The 21,049-nt window shown below is 44.9% G+C and carries 14 protein-coding genes; all 14 read left to right on the forward strand.

Annotation, left to right across the window (positions count from 1 at the left end; genetic code table 11):
* Window positions 1-98: 98 nt before the first annotated feature.
* The gene (locus Dia5BBH33_RS03705; RefSeq protein WP_022382720.1) at window positions 99-1,202 is read left to right on the forward strand and encodes an MGDG synthase family glycosyltransferase; all 1,104 of its coding nucleotides are present in this window, start codon (window positions 99-101) and stop codon (window positions 1,200-1,202) included.
* A 211-nt stretch (window positions 1,203-1,413) separates the two neighbouring features.
* Window positions 1,414-3,522 (forward strand): excinuclease ABC subunit UvrB, encoded by a 2,109-nt coding sequence (gene uvrB / locus Dia5BBH33_RS03710; protein WP_108849806.1) that lies wholly within the window; start codon window positions 1,414-1,416, stop codon window positions 3,520-3,522.
* A gap of 71 nt (window positions 3,523-3,593) precedes the next feature.
* Window positions 3,594-6,452 carry an excinuclease ABC subunit UvrA gene (uvrA, locus tag Dia5BBH33_RS03715; protein ID WP_143332404.1) on the forward strand — a complete coding sequence of 953 codons (2,859 nt, stop codon included), beginning with the start codon at window positions 3,594-3,596 and terminating at the stop codon, window positions 6,450-6,452.
* Window positions 6,436-8,310 (forward strand): excinuclease ABC subunit UvrC, encoded by a 1,875-nt coding sequence (gene uvrC / locus Dia5BBH33_RS03720; RefSeq protein ID WP_108849804.1) that lies wholly within the window; start codon window positions 6,436-6,438, stop codon window positions 8,308-8,310. The genes uvrA and uvrC overlap by 17 nt, the downstream gene beginning before the upstream one ends.
* A gap of 311 nt (window positions 8,311-8,621) precedes the next feature.
* Window positions 8,622-8,807: a 50S ribosomal protein L32 gene (gene rpmF / locus Dia5BBH33_RS03725; protein WP_022382717.1), complete on the forward strand. Its 186-nt coding sequence runs from the start codon at window positions 8,622-8,624 to the stop codon at window positions 8,805-8,807.
* 186 nt (window positions 8,808-8,993) lie between these two features.
* The gene (locus tag Dia5BBH33_RS03730; RefSeq protein WP_108849803.1) at window positions 8,994-9,989 is read left to right on the forward strand and encodes an ABC transporter substrate-binding protein; all 996 of its coding nucleotides are present in this window, start codon (window positions 8,994-8,996) and stop codon (window positions 9,987-9,989) included.
* A gap of 209 nt (window positions 9,990-10,198) precedes the next feature.
* The gene (locus tag Dia5BBH33_RS03735; RefSeq protein WP_231939232.1) at window positions 10,199-11,050 is read left to right on the forward strand and encodes an ABC transporter substrate-binding protein; all 852 of its coding nucleotides are present in this window, start codon (window positions 10,199-10,201) and stop codon (window positions 11,048-11,050) included.
* A 126-nt stretch (window positions 11,051-11,176) separates the two neighbouring features.
* On the forward strand, window positions 11,177-12,058 hold the full coding sequence (locus tag Dia5BBH33_RS03740; protein WP_022382714.1) for an ABC transporter permease: 882 nt from the start codon (window positions 11,177-11,179) through the stop codon (window positions 12,056-12,058).
* Between the two features lie 4 nt (window positions 12,059-12,062).
* Complete coding sequence (locus Dia5BBH33_RS03745) at window positions 12,063-12,851, forward strand: ABC transporter ATP-binding protein (RefSeq protein WP_108849801.1); 789 nt, start codon at window positions 12,063-12,065, stop codon at window positions 12,849-12,851.
* 141 nt (window positions 12,852-12,992) lie between these two features.
* Window positions 12,993-13,262 (forward strand): 30S ribosomal protein S15, encoded by a 270-nt coding sequence (rpsO, locus tag Dia5BBH33_RS03750; RefSeq protein WP_022382712.1) that lies wholly within the window; start codon window positions 12,993-12,995, stop codon window positions 13,260-13,262.
* A gap of 191 nt (window positions 13,263-13,453) precedes the next feature.
* A complete protein-coding gene (locus Dia5BBH33_RS03755; RefSeq protein WP_143332406.1) occupies window positions 13,454-15,541 on the forward strand; it encodes a polyribonucleotide nucleotidyltransferase in 2,088 nt (695 codons plus the stop codon).
* On the forward strand, window positions 15,538-15,987 hold the full coding sequence (gene dut / locus Dia5BBH33_RS03760) for a dUTP diphosphatase (protein WP_022382710.1): 450 nt from the start codon (window positions 15,538-15,540) through the stop codon (window positions 15,985-15,987). Before Dia5BBH33_RS03755 ends, dut begins: the two co-directional genes overlap by 4 nt.
* Before the next feature lie 496 nt (window positions 15,988-16,483).
* Window positions 16,484-17,014 (forward strand): NUDIX hydrolase, encoded by a 531-nt coding sequence (locus Dia5BBH33_RS03765; RefSeq protein ID WP_022382210.1) that lies wholly within the window; start codon window positions 16,484-16,486, stop codon window positions 17,012-17,014.
* Between the two features lie 333 nt (window positions 17,015-17,347).
* Window positions 17,348-21,019 (forward strand): cobaltochelatase subunit CobN, encoded by a 3,672-nt coding sequence (gene cobN, locus Dia5BBH33_RS03770; protein WP_232518115.1) that lies wholly within the window; start codon window positions 17,348-17,350, stop codon window positions 21,017-21,019.
* The last annotated feature ends 30 nt before the right edge of the window (window positions 21,020-21,049 follow it).

A 21,049-nucleotide genomic window follows, 5' to 3' on the forward strand; every position in this document is an offset into this window, starting at 1 on the left:
AATTAAAGGACCACCTCAGAATTGAGGTGGTTTTTTAATTTATCATACTTCCTGACTATGTTATAATTTGAACAAGACGAATGAAAAGGGGAAGTATAATGGCGAATCAAGGGCGAAAGCTTTTTATTTTAACAGCAAGTATAGGAACCGGACACAGCCAGGCGGCCCGGGCCATAGCAGAGGCTGTTAAACGACTCCATCCGGAAGACTCTGTCAGTGTTCTGGATTTTGTTTCGAGCAATATGTTCTCTATTGACCATATCATCAAGGATACATATCTGAAAATGATCGATGTATTTCCCGAATTATATGATCATCTGTACAGTGATTCCCAGAGCAGCAAGTTTGGGCAGCTCTCGCAGAAAATGCTTTCGCTTACCTTCAAGCGCAGGATGAAGAGTTTGATAGAAACTTTAAAACCGGATGCCATGATTTTCACACACCCGTTTCCTGCCGGTGCGGCTGATCTTCTGAAACAGGATCAGAATATTTCGTTTCCCATGCTTGGAGTAATCACGGATTTTGATATTCATCAGCTTTGGGTAGACCATTACCTGGATGGTTATTGCGTCGCAACCCCGGATTTGAAAACTCTTTTGGAAAGCTACCATATTCCGCCTGAAATCATTCATGTGACAGGGATTCCTGTACGCAGGGCTTTCTATGAAAAAGCTGCAGAGGGAAAGCCTTTCGAAAAGGGCACGGTTCTTGTTATGGGCGGAGGCCTCGGGCTTGGAAATGTCATCGATAATATAACCCGCCTGGATGAAGTGAAGGAAATTTCAAAGTTTATCGTCATCACAGGGAAAAATATTAACTTATATGAAAAAGTTGCCATGCTTTCTGAAAAGCTTCATCATCCGGTAGAGCTCCACAGCTATACCAACAAGGTTGCTGAGATTATGGCAAGAAGCGAGCTTCTGGTTACGAAGCCTGGAGCACTCACCTGCACGGAAGCATTGGTTATGCATCTTCCGATGGTTCTGGTAAACACACTTCCCGGACAGGAACGGGCCAATGCCATGCATATGAAGAATCAGGGATGCGCTGAATGGGTCAAGAGGGATGAACTGCCGTCTACGGTTAAACATATTCTTACCAATCCTGATTTGAGACTCCGCATGTCTAAAGCCTGCGGCGAATCGCTCCCCGACAGTGAAAGTGATGTTGTCAGGATTCTCTATGATATGATGAACAAATAACGTCCTGTCGAAGGATCAATAGCATGATGTGATAAAACCGGTTTAATAAGCTGCATGGAGAGCTTATTGAACCGGTTTTATCCATAAGTCATATTTGCATAAGATATTGATATGGCAAAGAGCTTTTCCATGTACAAAACAAATATTCTTTTACGTGATATAATATAGAAATAGAGAATATTCGATTATTGAACTGGATACGAGGAAATTTATGGATAGATCAAGAATAGAACGAGAATATATCGAGCCGATGATTCCATTCAAGCTGAAAGCACCCTTTCAGCCGACAGGAGATCAGCCAAAGGCAGTGAAGTCACTGGTCAATGGATTGAATGAAGGGCAGTGGGCTCAGGTACTGCTTGGTGCAACAGGCACAGGCAAGACTTTTACCATGGCCAAGGTCATTGAAGAAGTGCAGCGGCCAACATTGATTATTTCTCCTAATAAGACACTTGCGGCACAGACGGCCAGCGAGTTCAAGGATTTCTTCCCAGATAATGCTGTTTATTATTTCGTATCCTATTACGATTATTATCAGCCGGAATCCTATGTGCCACAGACGGATACCTATATTGAAAAGGATTCGTCGCGAAACGAGGAAATCGACCGTTTGCGCCATTCTGCGACTATGGCGCTTTTTGAGAGAAGGGATGTCATTATCGTGGCATCTGTCTCCTGCATCTACGGTCTCGGCGATCCGGAAGACTACAGCACGATGGGATTGTCGCTCCGTCCGGGTGAAGAAATAGAGCGCGATAAGATTATCGAAAAATTAGTGAATATGCAGTATATGCGCAATGATATGAATTTTACGCGCGATACGTTCAGGGTGAGAGGGGATACGATTGATGTATTTCCCGCATCTGAAAACAATATAGCTGTCCGTATTGAGATGTTCGGTGATGAAATCGATTCGTTAACCGAATTTGACGTACTGACAGGCGAAACAGTGGCAGAGAGAAACCATATAGGCATATTCCCTGCGTCGCACTATGTAACAAGCTCGGACAAGCTCAGGAAGGCAATTACTTCCATTGAAGCTGAGCTGGATCAAAGGCTGAAGGAATTAAGATCGCAGGATAAGCTCTTGGAAGCACAGCGCCTCGAGCAGAGGACAAATTATGACTTGGAAATGATGCAGGAAGTCGGCTATTGTTCCGGAATAGAAAATTACTCCAGGCATATGTCCAACAGGAAACCCGGGGAACCGCCATTTACGCTGCTTGATTATTTTCCGGAAGATTTTCTGATTATGATTGATGAATCCCACGTAACCGTGCCTCAGCTGCGCGCTATGTATAATGGCGACCAGTCACGCAAAAAGACCTTGGTGGACTATGGCTTCCGCCTTCCAAGTGCACTGGATAACCGACCGCTTACTTTTGATGAATTCACAGAAAGAATCAATCAGATTATTTATGTATCGGCAACACCCGGTCCTTATGAAATGGGGGTTCAGACAAATCTGGCGGAGCAGATCATAAGGCCGACCGGACTTTTGGATCCGAGCATCGAAGTGCGGCCTATAGAGGGACAGATGGATGACCTCCTTGGGGAAATACACAAGAGGGAAGAAGTCCACGAAAGAGTCCTGATCACTACATTGACTAAAAAGATGGCAGAGGACCTGACGGATTTTCTGACAGAAGCAGGCGTAAAAGTCAGGTACCTCCATTCTGATGTCGCCACAATTGAAAGAGCCGAGATCATCAGAAATCTTCGTGCCGGTGTGTTTGATGTGCTTGTCGGCATCAATCTTCTCCGCGAGGGCCTTGATATGCCTGAAGTATCGCTCGTTGCCATTTTGGATGCTGACAAGGAAGGATTCCTTCGTTCAGAGACCTCAATGATCCAGGTCATCGGACGCGCTGCCCGAAACGAACACGGGCATGTCATCATGTATGCAGACAGAATTACCAAGTCGATGAAGTATGCCATCGATGAAACCAACAGGAGAAGGCAGATACAGGATGCGTATAATAAGGAGCATCATATTACGCCGCATACGGTACAGAAAAGGGTCAAGGACCTGATAGATTTGACGAAAGTCGAAGAAAAGCCGTCTGATTATGGCAGCGAAAGTACTAAGACAGAAAAGACGACAGATGAAGAGTTATATGCCCAGATGAAGGAAACTGAGAAAAACATGAAAAAAGCTGCCAAGTCACTGGAGTTCGAAGAGGCAGCCATGCTTCGTGACCGTTTAAGCAAGCTTCGTCAGGAATGGACGAATAGATATGGTTCAAGGGCAGATGCCGCATTGAAAAGGCAGGAATCAGCCAAGAAACGTATCAACAGGCCTATGAAAAAGAGAATCTAGCCTGATGACAGTTTGATACGCATCTGCGGCTTGACGCACTGGAAAATCTTGTCATGTTATGAGGAGAATGTATGGAAAAAGGAATTGTTATACAAGGGGCACGTCAGAATAACCTGAAGAATATCAATCTGACACTCCCCAGAAACCAATTGATTGTATTTACCGGACTTTCCGGATCCGGGAAGTCTTCACTCGCTTTTGATACGATTTATGCAGAAGGACAGAGAAAATATGTAGAATCTCTCTCTGCTTACGCCCGTCAGTTCCTGGGGCAGATGAATAAGCCGGATATTGATAAGATTTCCGGCCTGTCTCCTGCCATATCCATCGATCAGAAATCAACGAGCCGTAATCCAAGATCCACCGTAGGCACGGTTACTGAGATTCATGATTACCTGCGTATGCTGTATGCGCATGCCAGCAGAGCTTTTTGTCCGAATTGCGGAAAACCGATACAGCGCCAGACCATCGACCAGATCGTGGATGCACTGGAAGCACTGGGGGACTGCACAAAACTTCTTATATTAGGGCCGGTAGCTGTCGGGAAAAAGGGGACACATAAAAAGCTGCTGGAAGAGCTCAGGAAAGAAGGGTATGTCAGGGTACGGATCGATGGAGAAGTCGCTGTCCTGAATGATGACATTGATCTGGAGAAGAACAAGAAACATACCATTGAAGTGGTAGTAGACAGGATCATCATCAAAGAGGGAATTACACAGCGCCTGACTGATTCTGTTGAAGCAGCTCTTAAGCTGGGAGACGGAATGATGGTTGCGGGAGTGATTGGCGGCAAAGACCACATTTTCAGTACGCATTTTGCATGCCCGGAATGCGGGATTTCACTGCCTAAGCCTGAGCCCAGGATTTTCTCATTCAACAATCCTCTTGGTGCATGTCCTGCATGCACGGGGCTCGGAGCTTCCCTGGAAGCTGATTTCAGCCGTATTCTTCCGGAACACGGCCTGTCATTCCGTCTGGGGGCCATCAAGCCATTTCCATACAACAAGGAAAGCTGGCTCTATAAACAGCTGGATGCGTTCCTTAAATCGTATAGTTTGGGAATGGACAACTGCTTCGATGATCTGCCGGAAGAAGCGCAGATGGAATTCGAATTCGGCGGTACAGAGCTCCTGACGTTCCAATACACGAATCAGGATGGCGAAACGAAGACGTATCAGCGGACATTTGAAGGAATTGTCCCCATGACGAAACGGCGCTATGAGGAAGCATGGACGGAAAAGATGAAGGAAACTCTGTCCAACTATCTCATCGAAAAACCGTGTCCTGTCTGCCATGGCGCACGTCTCAGGCCCGAAAGCCTTGCGTTCCATGTCGGAAATAAGAATATTGCTGAACTGTCCGCTATGCCGGTTGCTGATTTGATTCCTTTCCTCGAAAATCTCGATTTGACGGAAAAGGAGAAGGTCATTGCAGACCAGATTCTCAGGGAAGTAAAAAGCCGTTTAAGCTTCTTGTCCAATGTCGGTCTGGAATATCTTACGCTCTCAAGAAATGCGATGACACTTTCCGGCGGGGAAGCGCAGCGCATCCGTCTTGCTACACAGATAGGGTCCGGGCTTGTGGGAGTCCTGTATATATTGGATGAGCCGTCCATCGGACTCCATCAAAGGGATAACGACCGTCTCCTTGCCACTCTTAAGGGAATGCGAGACCTGGGAAATACCCTGATCGTGGTAGAGCATGATGAGGATACGATCCGTACGGCAGACTGGGTCGTTGATATCGGTCCTGGTGCAGGTGAAAAAGGCGGATATATTGTTGCTGAAGGCACGCCTGAAGATGTAAAAAATACACCTGGTTCCATAACCGGGGCTTATCTGAGAGGTGAAAAATATATACCGCTTCCTGAAAGCAGGAGGAAGGGAAACGGGCTCTACCTGACAATCCGCGGGGCAACAGAACACAACCTGAAAAATATAGATGTAAAAATCCCGCTTGGAGAGATGACGGTTGTCACAGGCGAATCGGGATCGGGCAAGAGTACCCTGATCAATGAGATTCTCTACCAGGGACTGTCAAATATCAAAAACCATACATCATATGGAACCGGCTCCTACAAGAGCATGGAAGGAACCGAATACATTGATAAAGTCATTGATATAGATCAGCAGCCGATCGGGCGCACACCCCGGTCGAACCCGGCAACTTATACGGGAATCTTTACGGATATCAGGGAGCTCTTCAGCCAGACTTCAGAAGCCAAGATGAGAGGGTATAAGCCTGGAAGATTCAGCTTCAATATAAAGGGCGGACGCTGCGAAGCTTGTCATGGCGACGGCATCATCAAAATTGAGATGCAGTTCCTCTCGGATGTCTATGTTCCCTGCGAAGTCTGTCATGGGGCAAGGTATAACAGAGAAACTCTTGAAGTGCGGTATAAAGGGAAAAATATCTCAGACGTACTGAATATGACTGTTGATGAAGCCATTCCGTTCTTCGAGAATCATGATAAGATCCTTCGCAAGCTCTTAACACTGCAGGAAGTCGGGCTGGGTTATATCCGTCTGGGACAGCCGGCTACCACGATGTCCGGCGGCGAGGCGCAGCGTGTAAAGCTGGCTACGGAACTGATGAGAAGAGGAACGGGTGATACCCTTTACATCCTCGATGAGCCGACTACAGGACTTCATAGTGAAGATATACGCAAACTGCTTATCGTACTGCAGAAGCTGGTCGATCAGGGGAATACAGTTGTCATTATCGAACATAATCTCGATGTGGCAAAAGTAGCTGACTACATTATCGATCTCGGTCCAGAGGGCGGCGATAAAGGCGGTGAAGTCGTTGCAGAAGGAACTCCTGAGGAAATCTGTCAGGTTTCCAGATCTTATACCGGCCAATATTTGAAGCCTGTCATCGACCGGACTATAGAAATAATGAAGAGGCATAAGGATGATAGAAGTCAATGATAAAATCCGGGCTAAAGTCGAAGCACTTCCTGACTCGCCCGGTGTATATAGATGGAAAGATAAGGACGGCCGTATCATCTATGTCGGGAAAGCAAAGAACTTAAAAAACAGGGTTCGTTCCTATGTCAGAGAGGACAAGAATCGTTCGCCTAAAGTTGCAGCGATGATACGGCATGCTGATGATCTAGATATCACCATGACTGGATCTGAGATGGAAGCACTGATCCTGGAATGCAATCTGATCAAGGAAATGCACCCTAAATATAATATTTCCTTGAGAGATGACAAGTCATATCCATATGTCAAAATCACGACGGGGGATGAATGGCCGCGCATCTTCGTAACAAGGAATATACGAAGAGACGATCATGCTAAATATTACGGCCCGTTTACGGATGTAGGCAGCCTTCGCAAGACGCTGAGTGTTTTGCGGAGATACTATCCTATCCGTACATGCCGTTCCATGAAAGTGCCGCGACCCTGCCTTCAGTACCACCTGCATCTTTGCTGTGCTCCGTGCTTCAATTACTGCACGAAGGAAGAGTATCAGCGGTACGTAAAGACCATCTGTGACCTGTTTGAAGGCAAGAGCACAGAACTGGTAAAGGAATTGCAGCAGAAGATGGAGCAGGCATCAGAAGCACTGGAATATGAGAAGGCTGCAGAATTCAGGAATCAGATCAGGGCGATTCAGAGCGTTCAGCAGAGACAGAACATCATCTCCAACGAAGGAGACTTTGACGTTGTCGGAATGGCAAGAGATGGAAGCCATACCGGCCTTGAAGTCTTTTACATCCGCTATGGCAGAATGGTTGGAAAAGAAAATTTCAGTATTCCGGAAAGCGCTGATGAGCAGGATCAGGACATTATTACAGTCTTTATCAAGGATTTCTATGCCGGGAATCCGATGTCCGTTCCGAAGGAAATCATTCTTCCCATGCTGCCTAAGGACTCTGAGCTTCTGCTGGAATGGCTGAAGCAGATCAAAGGAACGGAAGTGAAGATGATTGTTCCTGAAAGAGGCTTCAAGAGAAAGCTGAAAGACATGGCTATGGCAAATGCCAAAAAATATCTTTCTGATAAGAAACTGCAGTGGGAATATCAGGATGCCAGAGAACAGGGCGCTGTTAAGAAGCTGAAGGAACTACTGAACCTGCCCCGTCTTCCCGAGCGAATGGAATGCTTTGATATATCTCATAATCAGGGGGCCGAAACGACCGGCTCAATGGCTGTTTTCGAGCATGGACGTCCCGCAAAAAGCGAGTATCGCAAATTCAAACTGGTAACCACGCAGGGACATGCAGATGATTTCAAATCCATGGCGGAAGTGATGCAGCGAAGATATGGAAATAGAAAAGACTGGCCTGAACCAGATCTCATTGTTCTTGATGGCGGGCTTGGGCAGCTGCATGCGGCCCTTCCTGTAATCAGAAATGCGGGCTGCAACGCGCCGGTCATCGGGCTTGCTAAAAGAATAGAGGAAATCTATGTGGAAGGCAGTGATGTTCCTGTTGTGCTTGATCATCACGAGCCTGCGCTGCAGCTTCTTCAGTTCATCCGCGATGAAGCGCACCGCTTCGTAATTACGTATCATAGAAGCTGGACGAATAAACGCAATACAGAGTCTATCCTTGATCATGTGGAGGGAATCGGGCCGACACGAAGGAATGCCCTCTGGCATGCTTTTCGTTCCCTGGATGAAATGAAAAAGGCGACAGAAGAAGAACTGGCAAGCGTTCCGGGAATGAATAAGAAAGCCGCGGCCAATTTGTACCGCTTTTTCCGCTTGAGAAAAGACGAGAAGCAGATGGTGATTGCGGGGATACATGCAGATCCTTCCGGGGCAAATCAGCCATAAGGAATTTCTGCCTGCCTAAGCAAAAGGATTGTTATGCTTTTCATTGATATGGTATACTGATACACAGCATTACAACGGAATTCTTTGTATGAAGATTTCTTTTCAGGACGCTCCCTCAGTGTTCAGCAATATGTCATGGAAAATACCGTATAGAATGAATGTTATCCTTGACAAATGGCATAACTCTTCGTATAATGATGAAGTTGATAATTTACTCTAAGTTGATTAGAGCAGTGCACCGAAATCGTAATTGAAGTGCAGCGAAGACGAATAAAACGGCATAACGGCCGATAGGTAAGGAGGTGCTAGAAATGCCGGTTCCGAAGACAAAAAGTTCTAGATCCCGTCGTGATAAAAGACGTGCTAATTGGAAGCTGACTGTTCCGGGTCTTGTGGAATGCCCACAGTGCCACGCAATGAAAAAACCTCATCATGTATGCCCGGTATGCGGTTTCTATAAAGGCAAACAAGTCATTACAAAAACTGTAGAAGGTTAATAAGAAGACGTCTCTCCTGTAGAGGCGTTTTTTATTGTGTTATTTTGTATATTACATGGTGAAAAATGCCTTTATATGCTATAATTATCGAAAGTCATCACTAAAACAGCATATCGGTTCCATAATTGTTCTTATTGATTGTGGAAATTTGATTTGTTTTAGATTTAAGAATGGAGGAATAGTAGAATGGTAGGGAAAAATTGGAAGAAAATCTTAGCTGTCGGGATTTGCGGATTAATGGCAGCAGGTGTAATCGCAGGTTGTGGAAACAACTCCGGGAGCTCCGGAAACAGCGGTAAAATGAAGGTTGGCGTTGTACAGATCGTGCAGCATCCTGCACTGGATGAATCCAACAAGGGCTTTGTCGATGCATTAAATGAAAGCGGCCTGAAGGACAAAATCGAAATAGACCAGCAGAATGCGCAGGGAGATCAGTCGAACCTCAGATCTATTGCTAACAGATTCGTATCTGGCGACTACAAGCTTATTGCGGCCATTTCAACGCCTGCAGCACAGGCTATGGCCAATGCAACAAATAAAATTCCGATCATTTGCACCGCAATTGCAGATTTTGAAAATGCAAAACTGATGAAGTCTGAAAAACAGCCTGACAGCAATGTGACCGGTACTCATGACAGGGGACCGCTCGATAAGCAGGTTGCTTTGATCAAGGAAATTCAGCCTAATATCAAGAAATTAGGAATCATCTATAATTCAAGTGAAATCAATTCAGTGATTCAGGCCCAGAAACTTAAAGATGCCTGCAAGCCATTAGGCATCGATGTCATTGAACTGACCGTAAACAGTGTCAATGATGTACAGCAGGTTGCCGAAGGCTTCCTGGGTGGAAAAGTAGATGCAATTTTCGTGCCAACGGATAATATTATTGCTTCTTCTATTCCGACACTCATGGCAGTTGCCAATAAGGAAAAGATTCCGGTATACGGCGCTGAGCAGGGACATGTAAAATCTGGTGTTCTGGCTTCTGAATCAATCAGCTTCTACGACATCGGGCACCGTGCCGGTGAAATGGCAGCCGAGATCCTCAAGGGAAACAAGACAGTAAAAGACTTCCCTGTTGAAGGTGCTGACAAATCTAAGTTATATATCAATAAGAATGAAATGGACACGCTCGGAATCAAGATTCCTCAATCGGTTCTTGACAGGGCTGAAATGGTATGATTTAAGAAGGGATTCAGGAAGTGGCCTCGAAACTTAAAAAGCTCTGGTGGCTTATGCTTGTTTTTGCAGTCTGCAATATAGCAATAGCCTTAATTCTCTTTTTTGGCAATAAGCAGAAATCTCCGGAGGAAAGCACAAAACCTATACCGCAGAAAAACGTATACAGTATTGGTGTTCTGCAATCCGAAAGCCTGCCTGAACAGGATAAAATGGTAGCCGGGGCTTTAGCAGGATTGGAATCCAGCGGTTACGCGAATGGAGAAAGACTTCATATCGAAGTGATCAATGCCAATGGGGATGACAAGAAGCTTGAACGGGGCGCCAAGAAATTTTCCTCGAATAAAAAAGATCTTATTATAGCTGTCGGTACGGATTCGGCCAAGGCTCTTGCCAAAGTGACCAAAAACATACCGGTCGTAGGTGTTGGAGTATATCTTTTCAAAAGTGACGAGGTTTTCAAATCCCACGAAAACTTTACAGGCATCTCGGATACTCCGCAGGTACTGACGCAGATAAGAACGGCTGCGCAGTGTTTCCCTGTGAATAAGCTTGGAATCCTGTACGATCCCACAGATGAGGATTCAGTGCTCCAGCTTAAGATTTTGAGAGCAGTTTCAGAACAGAAAAATATCAGTCTTTTCGAGGTTGCTTTTAATCCGGACCAGAGATCGGATATCCAGATCCGTAAATTTTTGGGCAATGTGAATGCTGTTTATATTCCGGAGGATCCCGCCGTACTCAAGAATTTTGATGCAGTGGTAAAGATTTTGACACCCGCGGGAATTCCTATTATCGGTGAACAGATGGAGATGGTGAAGAAAGGTGCTCTGATATCGGTTTCACCGTCCTATTACCGTATGGGATTTAGCGGGGGCAGAATTGCTGCCAGACTCTTAAGCGGGAATTTCCTGCCGGAGAACATTCCGATTACCCGTCAAATCGATCCTGATATGGTTATCAATATGAAACAGGCGGACCTGCTTCATATCAAGCTGCCCAGTGACGTATGGCAGCGGGCAAGAAAACTGTACTTGTATGATAACCAGCCAGCAAGACCTTGATTTAAATCCGGAGACTGCTGTCCTCGCATTTTACAGGTAGTTAACAGGCGGCAGCGGTAGAACAGCGCTTGCCGCCTTTATTGATTGACAGGCAATTCGCTTGATTAAAGGAGGGAGATTGTATCTATGGTAGATTTAGCAATATCCACAGTGGCACAAGGGCTCATGTGGTCAATTCTGGCAATCGGTGTATTTCTTTCCTTCAGGGTGCTTGATGTGCCTGATATGACTTGCGAAGGCAGTTTCCCTTTGGGCGGAGCCATTGCGGCTTCAATGATTGCAGCAGGTGTTTCACCCTGGGCCGGACTGGCCGCAGGTGCATTGGGCGGGCTCATCGCAGGGGTTGTTACCGGCGTTCTTTACACGAAGCTTAAGATTCCTGCTATTCTGGCCGGGATCCTGACAATGATCGCTTTATATTCCATCAATCTTCACGTGATGGGGAAAGCGAATATTTCGCTGCTCCGTGCCGATACGGTATTCTCAACAACATCTGAAATGCTTCACATCAGCATGTCTGCAGCTGGTTTTGTCGTTCCGCTTATTATGATGGCTGTGATTATCGGTTTCATTTACTGGTTCTTCGGAACAGAACTTGGCATGTGCATTCGTGCTACGGGCTTTAATCCGCAGATGGTTCGTGCACAGGGTGTCAATACAGACACGATGACAATTATCGGATTATTCATCAGCAACGCGCTCATCGGACTCTGCGGTGCGGTTGTTGCACAGAATAATGGGTTCGCTGATGTCGGGATGGGGATTGGCACAATCGTTATCGGCCTTGCTTCCGTCATCATCGGCGAAGTTATTTTAGGCGCTGACAGCTTCTCCGCTTCGCTTGCTGCTGTCGTTCTGGGGTCCATTCTTTACAGAGTGGTCATTGCAGGTGTACTTTATCTCGGAATGCCACCAAATGATTTGAAACTGTTTACTGCGATTATTGTCATGCTGGCACTTGCAGCACCGATGATCAAAGATAAAGTGAATATGGGGAAGGCAGGCTGAACAGATGTTAAACGTTTCTCATATCAGCAAGACCTTTTTTAAAGGAACCATCAACGAAAAGAAAGCTTTGAACGATCTTTCTCTGACACTCAATGACGGGGATTTTTGTACTGTTATTGGAGGCAACGGAGCCGGCAAGAGCACGCTCCTGAACTCTATCGCAGGCGCGTATCTTCCGGATTCAGGAACTATTGAAATCAACGGCAAAGATGTCACTAAAATGAGTGAATATAAGAGAGCCAAGTTTATAGGCCGCGTATTCCAGGATCCGCTTAAAGGAACTGCGGCAGGAATGCAGGTGGAGGAAAATCTTCTGCTGGCATCCAGAAGAGGGGAAAGCCGCCGTCTGCGCTGGGCATTCTCTGCTGGCGATCATGACAAGTACAAAGCAATGGTATCCAGGCTTGATCTGGGACTTGAAGATCGTCTCTCTACGCGCATCGGATTGCTTTCAGGCGGGCAAAGACAGGCGCTGACACTTCTTATGGCCACGATTAAAAGGCCGGAAGTACTGCTTCTTGATGAACCAACTGCCGCGCTTGATCCGAAAACAGCAGCAAAGGTTTTGAAAATTACGGATGAAATCGTGCATGAACAGCACTTAACGACCTTGATGATCACTCATAATATGAAAGATGCCCTGAAGTATGGCAACAGGCTTATCATGATGAATAATGGCAGGATCATTGCTGATTATTCAGAAGATGAGAAGAAGAATCTGACCATTGATGATCTTCTCAAGAAATTTGAGGAAACGGCAGATGCTGTAAGCGATCGTATCGTTTTAGGCTGATGAATCATCAATTCATTTGCTTATTCTCTTGCAAAATTCACGCATGGCAGGTATAATAACTAGCGTGTGAACTGTATCCCGGTTTTTCGCATCTCCGGCGATGACTTAGATACAGCAATTTATATTTTTTAGGAGGCTATTATGCTTACAAACGAAGTAAAGAAAGAAATTATCGAACAGTATGCTGTTCATGAAGGCGACACCGGATCTCCGGAAGTACAGATCGCAATTCTCTCCAAGAGAATCGCTCTTCTGACCGAACATCTGAAGATGCACAAGAAAGACCATCATTCCCGCCGCGGACTGCTGAAAATGGTTGGCCAGCGTAGAAACATGCTTGACTACCTCCGCCGCAAGGACATTGAACGTTACAGAACTCTTGGACAGAAACTCGGATTACGTCTGAAATAAGAAATGAAAAAATCCCTCCTGCTGTATCCAGCAGAAGGGATTTTTCTATATGTGTAAAATTTTTTCATACAACTTCTAAAAGATTAATCATTATGCTGTCTTAAAACTGTTTCAGCAGACTTGTTAAAATTTTAGATTTTATTATATAATAAGGAGTACATAAAATTATTTGTATAACAGGAGGAATAGGGATGTTTAAGACATTTCAAATGGAACTTGCCGGCCGACAGTTAGTCGTTGAAACTGGTAAAATGGCAAAACAAGCAAATGGAGCTGCGTTAATTCGCTATGGTGATACAGTCGTACTCGTAACTTCTACAGGAAGCAAAGAAGCGCGTGAAGGAACAGATTTCTTCCCTCTGACTGTAGACTATGAAGAAAAGATGTATGCTGTAGGTAAAATGCCGGGAGGATTCCTGCGCAGAGAAGGAAGACCAGGAAATTCTGCGATTTTGAACGCACGCCTGATCGACCGCCCTATTCGTCCGCTTTTTGATAAAAGATGCCGCAATGATGTGCATGTAGTTGCGACTGTACTCTCTGTTGATTATGATAATGCGCCGGAACTTTGCGGTATGCTTGGCGCATCCGTTTCCCTAGGCATTTCTGATATTCCGTGGGATGGACCTATTGCAGGTGTCAGAGTAGGCAAAGTCAACGGTGAATACGTCATCAACCCGACTCAGGAACAGATGGAAGCATCTACTATGACTGTAACTGTTGCCGGTTCCGAAGAAGCTATCATGATGGTTGAAGGCGGCGCTAAAGAAGCTCCGGAAGAAGAAGTTCTGGATGCTATTATGTTTGGCCATGAAAGCATAAAGGAACTTTGCCGCTTCCAGAAGCAGATTATTGCTGAAGTCGGCAAACCGAAACGTACTCTTGTATTTGCTGATATCCCGGCAGAAATTGAAGAAGCAGTAGAAGCTTATGCAACTGATGCTCTCAAAAAGGCTGTTTTTGATGCAGATAAATTGAGACGTGATGGCAATATCGATGCTGTCAAGAAAGATGCAAAGGAACACTTTGCTGAAATTTATCCGGACAATGGCGCAGACGTTGCAGAAAGTCTCGATCATTTGACAAAGAAAATCGTCCGCAAGATGATCTCCAACGAACATATCCGCCCGGATGGAAGAAAGCTGGATGAAATCCGTCATATTACCTGTGAAGTAGGACTCCTTCCACGTGTCCATGGCTCCGCACTCTTTACCCGCGGCCAGACACAGGCTCTGTCCATTACCACACTGGCTCCTATGTCTGAAACACAGACCATTGATGATCTGACACCTGTTACAGAAAAGAGATATATTCATCAGTACAACTTCCCGTCTTACAGCGTAGGCGAGACAAAGGGCTCCCGCGGTCCTGGCCGTCGTGAAATCGGTCATGGCGCTCTTGCTGAAAGAGCTCTGCTTCCGGTTATTCCATCTGTAGATGAATTCCCATATGCAATCCGTGTCGTTTCTGAAATTCTTGAATCCAACGGATCATCTTCCCAGGCTTCCGTCTGCGGAAGCACCATGTCCCTGCTTAATGCAGGCGTACCGCTGAAAGCTCCGGTTGCAGGCATTGCTATGGGCCTGATTGAAGATGGCGGCAACTTTAGCATCCTTTCCGATATCCAGGGCATGGAAGATGCTCTTGGCGATATGGACTTCAAGGTAGCAGGAACAGCAAAGGGCATTACAGCTATTCAGATGGACATCAAGGTACATGGCCTGTCCCGCGATATTCTTCTGGCAGCATTGAAGCAGGCTCATGAAGGACGTCTGTTTATCCTTGGCAAGATTGCTGAATGCATTGATAAGCTGGCAGAACATCTTTCTGCATATGCTCCAAAAATTATTACTATCACAATCCCGGTTGAAAAGATTCGTGATGTTATCGGAAGCGGCGGAAAGACGATCAACAAGATCATCGCTGAAACCGGTGTCAAGATGGATGTTGAAGAAGATGGAAGAATTTACATCGCTTCTCCGGATGAAGGCGCTGCCAACAAGGCCAGAAAGATTGTTGAATCCCTGACCAAGGAAGTCCAGGTGGGAGAAACATACCTGGGCAAAGTAACAAAGCTGATGAAATTTGGCGCATTTGTTGAAATCCTTCCGGGCAAAGAAGGCCTGGTTCATGTTTCCCAGCTCGCACTGCATCGTGTAGAGAAGCCGGAAGACGTCGTTAAAGAAGGCGATGAAATTATGGTTAAGGTAACTGAAATTGATGACAAGGGACGCATTAACCTTTCCAGAAAAGCACTCCTTCTGGAGAAAAAACAATGAGCCGTATCCGCGGATTTGAAGTTGTAAAAGCTTGGGAAATGAAGGGAATCCACCTCCCTGAAAGAAAAACAAGCAAATCTTCCGGGTATGACTTGGAAAGTGCCGAGGACGTAATCCTTGCCCCGCATAAAACCACCGTTTTATCTACCGGCCTGAAGGCATATATGCAGGAGGATGAATATCTTGCTGTCTATATCAGATCAAGCCTGGCAATCAAGCACGGAATTGTTCTTATCAACAGCACAGGAATCATAGACGCTGATTATTATAATAATCCTGACAATGAAGGACATATTATGATTGCCGTATATAATACGACGGATAGTGCGTTTACCGTCAATAAGGGCGATCGTATTGCGCAGGGAATATTTGCAAAATATTATAAAGCAGATAATGACAGCGCGGATGGAACAAGAACTGGTGGAGTAGGAAGCACTGGAACTTAAAAGAAAGCCGGTCAATGGTGGTATTTTATACCACCATTGATTTTTGGCTTATAGGACATTTCGTGTTGTTTTTATAGTCGATGAGCCCCGCGTTTATCGGGCTCCATCGGCATTTTAAGATTTTCAGTAATTCTTAAAGGGTGGACAAAACGTGTTGGTAAAAAGCCTCAAACCCCTGATAAATACAGGCTAAAATGGGATTTTATCTTTTCAGTGTGAATAATCTTCTGGAAAGATTATCGTTATGAAAAATAGATGCCCTTATTGTGTCTTTATCTGCTGCTGATGCGGAAAAGTGCGCATTTGAACACAAACCTGGAAGTGCTGAGAATATGGGCGCTTTTACGCTTCCAGCTAATTGTGATGAGATGGATTACAGTGCAACTCGGGCGTATTTCAGTATGCCCCGTATTCTGCCCTTAATACAAGCATAATATAAATTTTTACCAACACGTTTTGTCCTATAACCCTGATTTTTTATAGGGGAGGAAATCTTATGAGTGTGGAAATAGAAAAACAGCTCTCACGTAAAGAGATTTATGATGGACATATCATCCATGTATGCGTGGATCAAATCGATTTAGCCGGGAAGAAGAAAATCCGGGAGGTCGTCCTCCACTCAGGCGCATCTGCCATTGTTCCTGTGACGCAAAATGGCGGAATCATTTTTGTTAAACAATACCGCTATCCGGTGCAGCAGGCGCTTCTGGAAATTCCGGCAGGCAAAATGGATCCCGGCGAAACCCCGGAGGACTGCGCTTCCCGTGAAATGGAGGAAGAAATAGGATATCAGGGATCATTGATCAAGCTTGGAATGGTATATACGACACCTGGCTTCAGTAATGAGGCCATACATCTTTACCTGGCAAGAGATCTTGTTAAAACGCATCAGCATCTCGATGAAGGTGAATATCTTGATATCATTGAGCTTCCGATTGAAACTGTCCGGGAATATGTGAACAAGGGATTGATGCAGGATGCCAAGACACTTTCTGCTTTGGCAATTGCCTCTCAATATCTGAAATAAGAAAAGCTGTGAAAAACGAGCGCTCGTTTTTCACAGCTTTTTTGCTGCAGGAATACTCGGCTTTCATAAAAGACAGTTATCCATAAAAATATAATTGAAAGCAGTTATTATAAATTAATTAAATAAGTTAGGCGTATCTTATCTAACAATACGCAGAATAATATTTCAATATGTTTAAAATAACATTGGAATAGTATAATAAAAAAGAAGAAATCAAAAAAATTTGATTCTTTCTAAATCATATAGAATAGTATATTTATATAATATTAACGAGGGATGAAAATGGGTAATGGCGTTGTATATATAACAAACCATGATCGCAAATATTCGTCAATGAAGAGAGTTTGTGATGAACTTAAAGCGGAAGGTCAGATTTCGGCCCAATGCCGCACATTATTTATTGAAGACGGAGCGGAATGGGATGCTTCTCTGGCTGCAGCTATGCAAGGTTCAAATCTGGTTATAGTTCATTTGATGAAAAATGCTATGAACACACCTTTATGGAATCATTGCAGGGATTTTTTATGTGACAATAAGGTCCCTTTTTTTATTGATGCTAACGATGGAGATGTACAGGACAGCCGGTTTATTGATGATGATAAGCTGGCACGGTTTAAACTTTACTGCTTGTACGGGGGGCCTGAAAATTATAAAAATCTGTGGCTTTATGCGGAATCTTTCAATGATGAGCATAAAGCAGATCCGCCGCTTCCCGAAATCTCACCGGAATCAGGGATTTATGCACCATTTGTCAAAGAAAGCTTTATGGAAAGTGCAGAAGATTATCTGAAAATTCGTGTAAAGCCGCAGCAGGTCATTATAGGCCTCCTGTTTTACAGAGATGAATGGATAGGCGGCGATTTAAAGTATCAGGATGATTTCATGGCTGCCGCTGAGAAGCAGGGCTGTGCCGTAATTCCTGTTTTTGCCAACAGCCAGATGGGATCTTCTAAAAATGAGAAATCCTTGTCCAAAGCCATTCGCAAGTTTTTTATGAAGGACGGGAAACCGATCATTGATGTGCTGGTCACGACGATGAAATTTTCCCTGACTGGGACTGGCAAGACTGATATTGGTACATTAAAAGAACTGAATGTTCCTATTATTGATGCTTATACGCTTCTTACTCCCGAAGAGGACTGGAAAGCGGATCCGGAAGGCATGAATGCTGTTGAAGTATCGATTTCTGCTGCCCTTCCTGAGCTTGACGGCGTCATTCACGGTGTGCCTGTCGCAGGAAGAATCAAGGAAAATGGTCTTCTAGAGTATCGTCCGATTCATGAACGTATAGCAAGAATCGTATCGAAAGCATACAAATGGGGACATCTTCACCGCATGAAGAACAGCTATAAAAAAATTGCTTTGATTTTTCATAATTTCCCCGCAGGGAATGCAAATATCGGGAGCGCTTCCGGACTGGATACGATGGAGAGTGCTGTTCTTCTGCTGCAGAAGATGCAGAGCGAAGGCTATAGGATCCAGCAGATCCCTGACTCGGGTGCTGATCTTCTGAAATCAGTGAACTCACATGTAACAAATGATATTGCTATGATGACAGATAAGCAGTATGAAGAATCCATGAAGTTATCCGGCGAGAATTACCAGGACTTTTTCTCTGAGCTTCCTGTCGCAGTACAGCAGGATATGGAACATACATGGGGGAAAGCACCCGGGGATGTCATGCTGGATGATGATGGAAATTTCCTGATTCCCGGATTTGAAAACGGAAATGTATTCATAACCGTCCAGCCGTCCAGGCAGTACGGGATGGATGCAGTCAAGCTTTATCATGACCCGAAAATACCTCCAACGCATCAGTACCTGGCATTTTATCACTGGCTTAGAGATGTATGGAAGGCTGATGCGGTAATCCATCTGGGAACTCATGGGAATCTTGAATGGCTCTCGGGAAAGAGTGTAGGGCTGGACGATGAAAGTTACCCTGATATTGCGCTGAATGATCTTCCTAATATATATCCTTACCTGATGACAATCACAGGTGAAGGGATTATCGCAAAAAGACGGTCCTCAGCATGCCTGATCGGGCATCTTCCGGCTCCTATCGCAGAGGCAGGGGCATATGATGAACTGGCTGAACTGGAAAAGACATTGGATGAATATGCACAGCTCAAGAGGGGAACTTCGGATATAAGCGGCATTGAAGCAGATATAAGAAAACTGTCTGTGGCTGCAAAGCTTGATGAAGAGGTACATTATGATGAAAGTGAGCCATTTGAGGACTATGCAGCTCATCTGCATGCATATATAGAGGAACTGAAAGACAGCGAAGTCCACGTGGGACTTCATATACTGGGGAAAGCACCGGAAGGAAAGCTGCTACTTGACTGCGTACTGCAGATATTAAGACTGTCTAATGGGGATATTCCGTCTGTTTTTGAACTGTGGGCCAAAAAATATAATCTGACGCTGGATGATATTCAGACGCATCCGGATGAAATTTATGAGCCTCTGCATATGACGAAAAGCCAGTTAATGGAGAAAATTCGTGAGGAAACGCGAAAAGTCATTTCCTTCGCGATAGAATCCATGCAGCAAGAAGACTGTATTGAACAAATTATGAACCTTCCTGAAGCACAAGGCAGTGATGCATGGAAACAGGAATCGAATAAACTGCTGGATTTCGTTATACATGAGCTGATTCCGTCAATCCACAGGACTTCGGATGAAATGACAAACACGATTTCTGCATTATCCGGGCAATATATAAATCCAGGACCTTCCGGGTCACCTAATACAGGAGGCGCAGGACTGCTCCCTTCAGGAAGAAACTTCTATGGCGCTGATCCCAGGACACTTCCATCCCCAGCCGGATGGAATTTAGGCGTAAAGCTGGGAGACAGGACTATCGCCAAATATATTGCTGAAAAAGGGCATTACCCGGAAAATATAGGAATGGTTTTATGGTCAGGGCCAAATATGAGAACCTTTGGCCAGGATATCGCCGAATTCCTGTACTTGCTGGGGATTAAGCCGGTATGGCAGAAGGGCAGCTTAAAAGTCACAGGATTAGAGGTTATACCGCTTAATGAACTGAAGAGACCGAGAATAGATGTTACTGCAAGAATCAGCGGACTTTTCCGTGACACGCTTCCGCAAATTTCCAAATTGCTGGATCAGGCAGTTATGATGGCTGCAGAACAGGACGAAGGAAATGAAGAAAATTTTGTAAGAAAGCATATATGCAGTGATGCAGAAGTTCTTAAAGCTAAAGGTAAAGAGGAGACTGAAGCATGGCGGACTGCATCGTACAGAATATTTGGCAATGCCCCGGGGACTTATGGCGCAGGTGTCAATGTGATTCTTGATACCCGTGAATGGGAAAACACGAAAGACCTTGCTGATGTATATGTCAGATGGGGCGGACATGCTTTTGGAAAGGGAGCTGACGGATGTTTTGAACCTGAGCTTTTCAAAAAGCAGCTGGCGCGCATAGATCTGACTGTAAAAAACGAAGAGAATCCCGACAGCAATATTATGAGTTCAGATGATTATAATGCATTCCATGGAGGCATGATTGCTGCAGTGAAAAGTCTGTCCGGTAATTCACCCGAATCCTATGTGGGGGACAGCACGAACAGAGGCAATGTTAAAATCCGTACCGTCAACGAAGAAGTCAAACGTATTTTCAGGAGTGAGTCCATGAATCCTAAATACATCAAGGGTTTAATGGAGCATGGTTATAAAGGCGCATCCGATCTTGCCAACAGGATGGCAATCAGCTTCCAGTGGGATGCTACCAGTGATGTAATAGATGACTGGATGTATGATCAATATGCCGAAAAGTACGCGCTGGATCCTGAAATGAAAAAATGGATGGAAAAGGTGAACCCCTGGGCACTGAAAAATATAGCCGAAACACTTCTGGAGGCGGAAAAACGCAAGATGTGGAATGCCAAGGATAGTATGAAGAAAGAATTGGAGAAGTTATATTTATCTATCGAAGGAACCCTTGAAGAAGACGACGATGACGATGACGAAGATTAATGCAAGAATTTAATGTCACAAAGATAGAAC

The sequence above is a fragment of the Dialister hominis genome (assembly GCF_007164725.1).
Lineage (GTDB): Bacteria > Bacillota > Negativicutes > Veillonellales > Dialisteraceae > Dialister > Dialister hominis.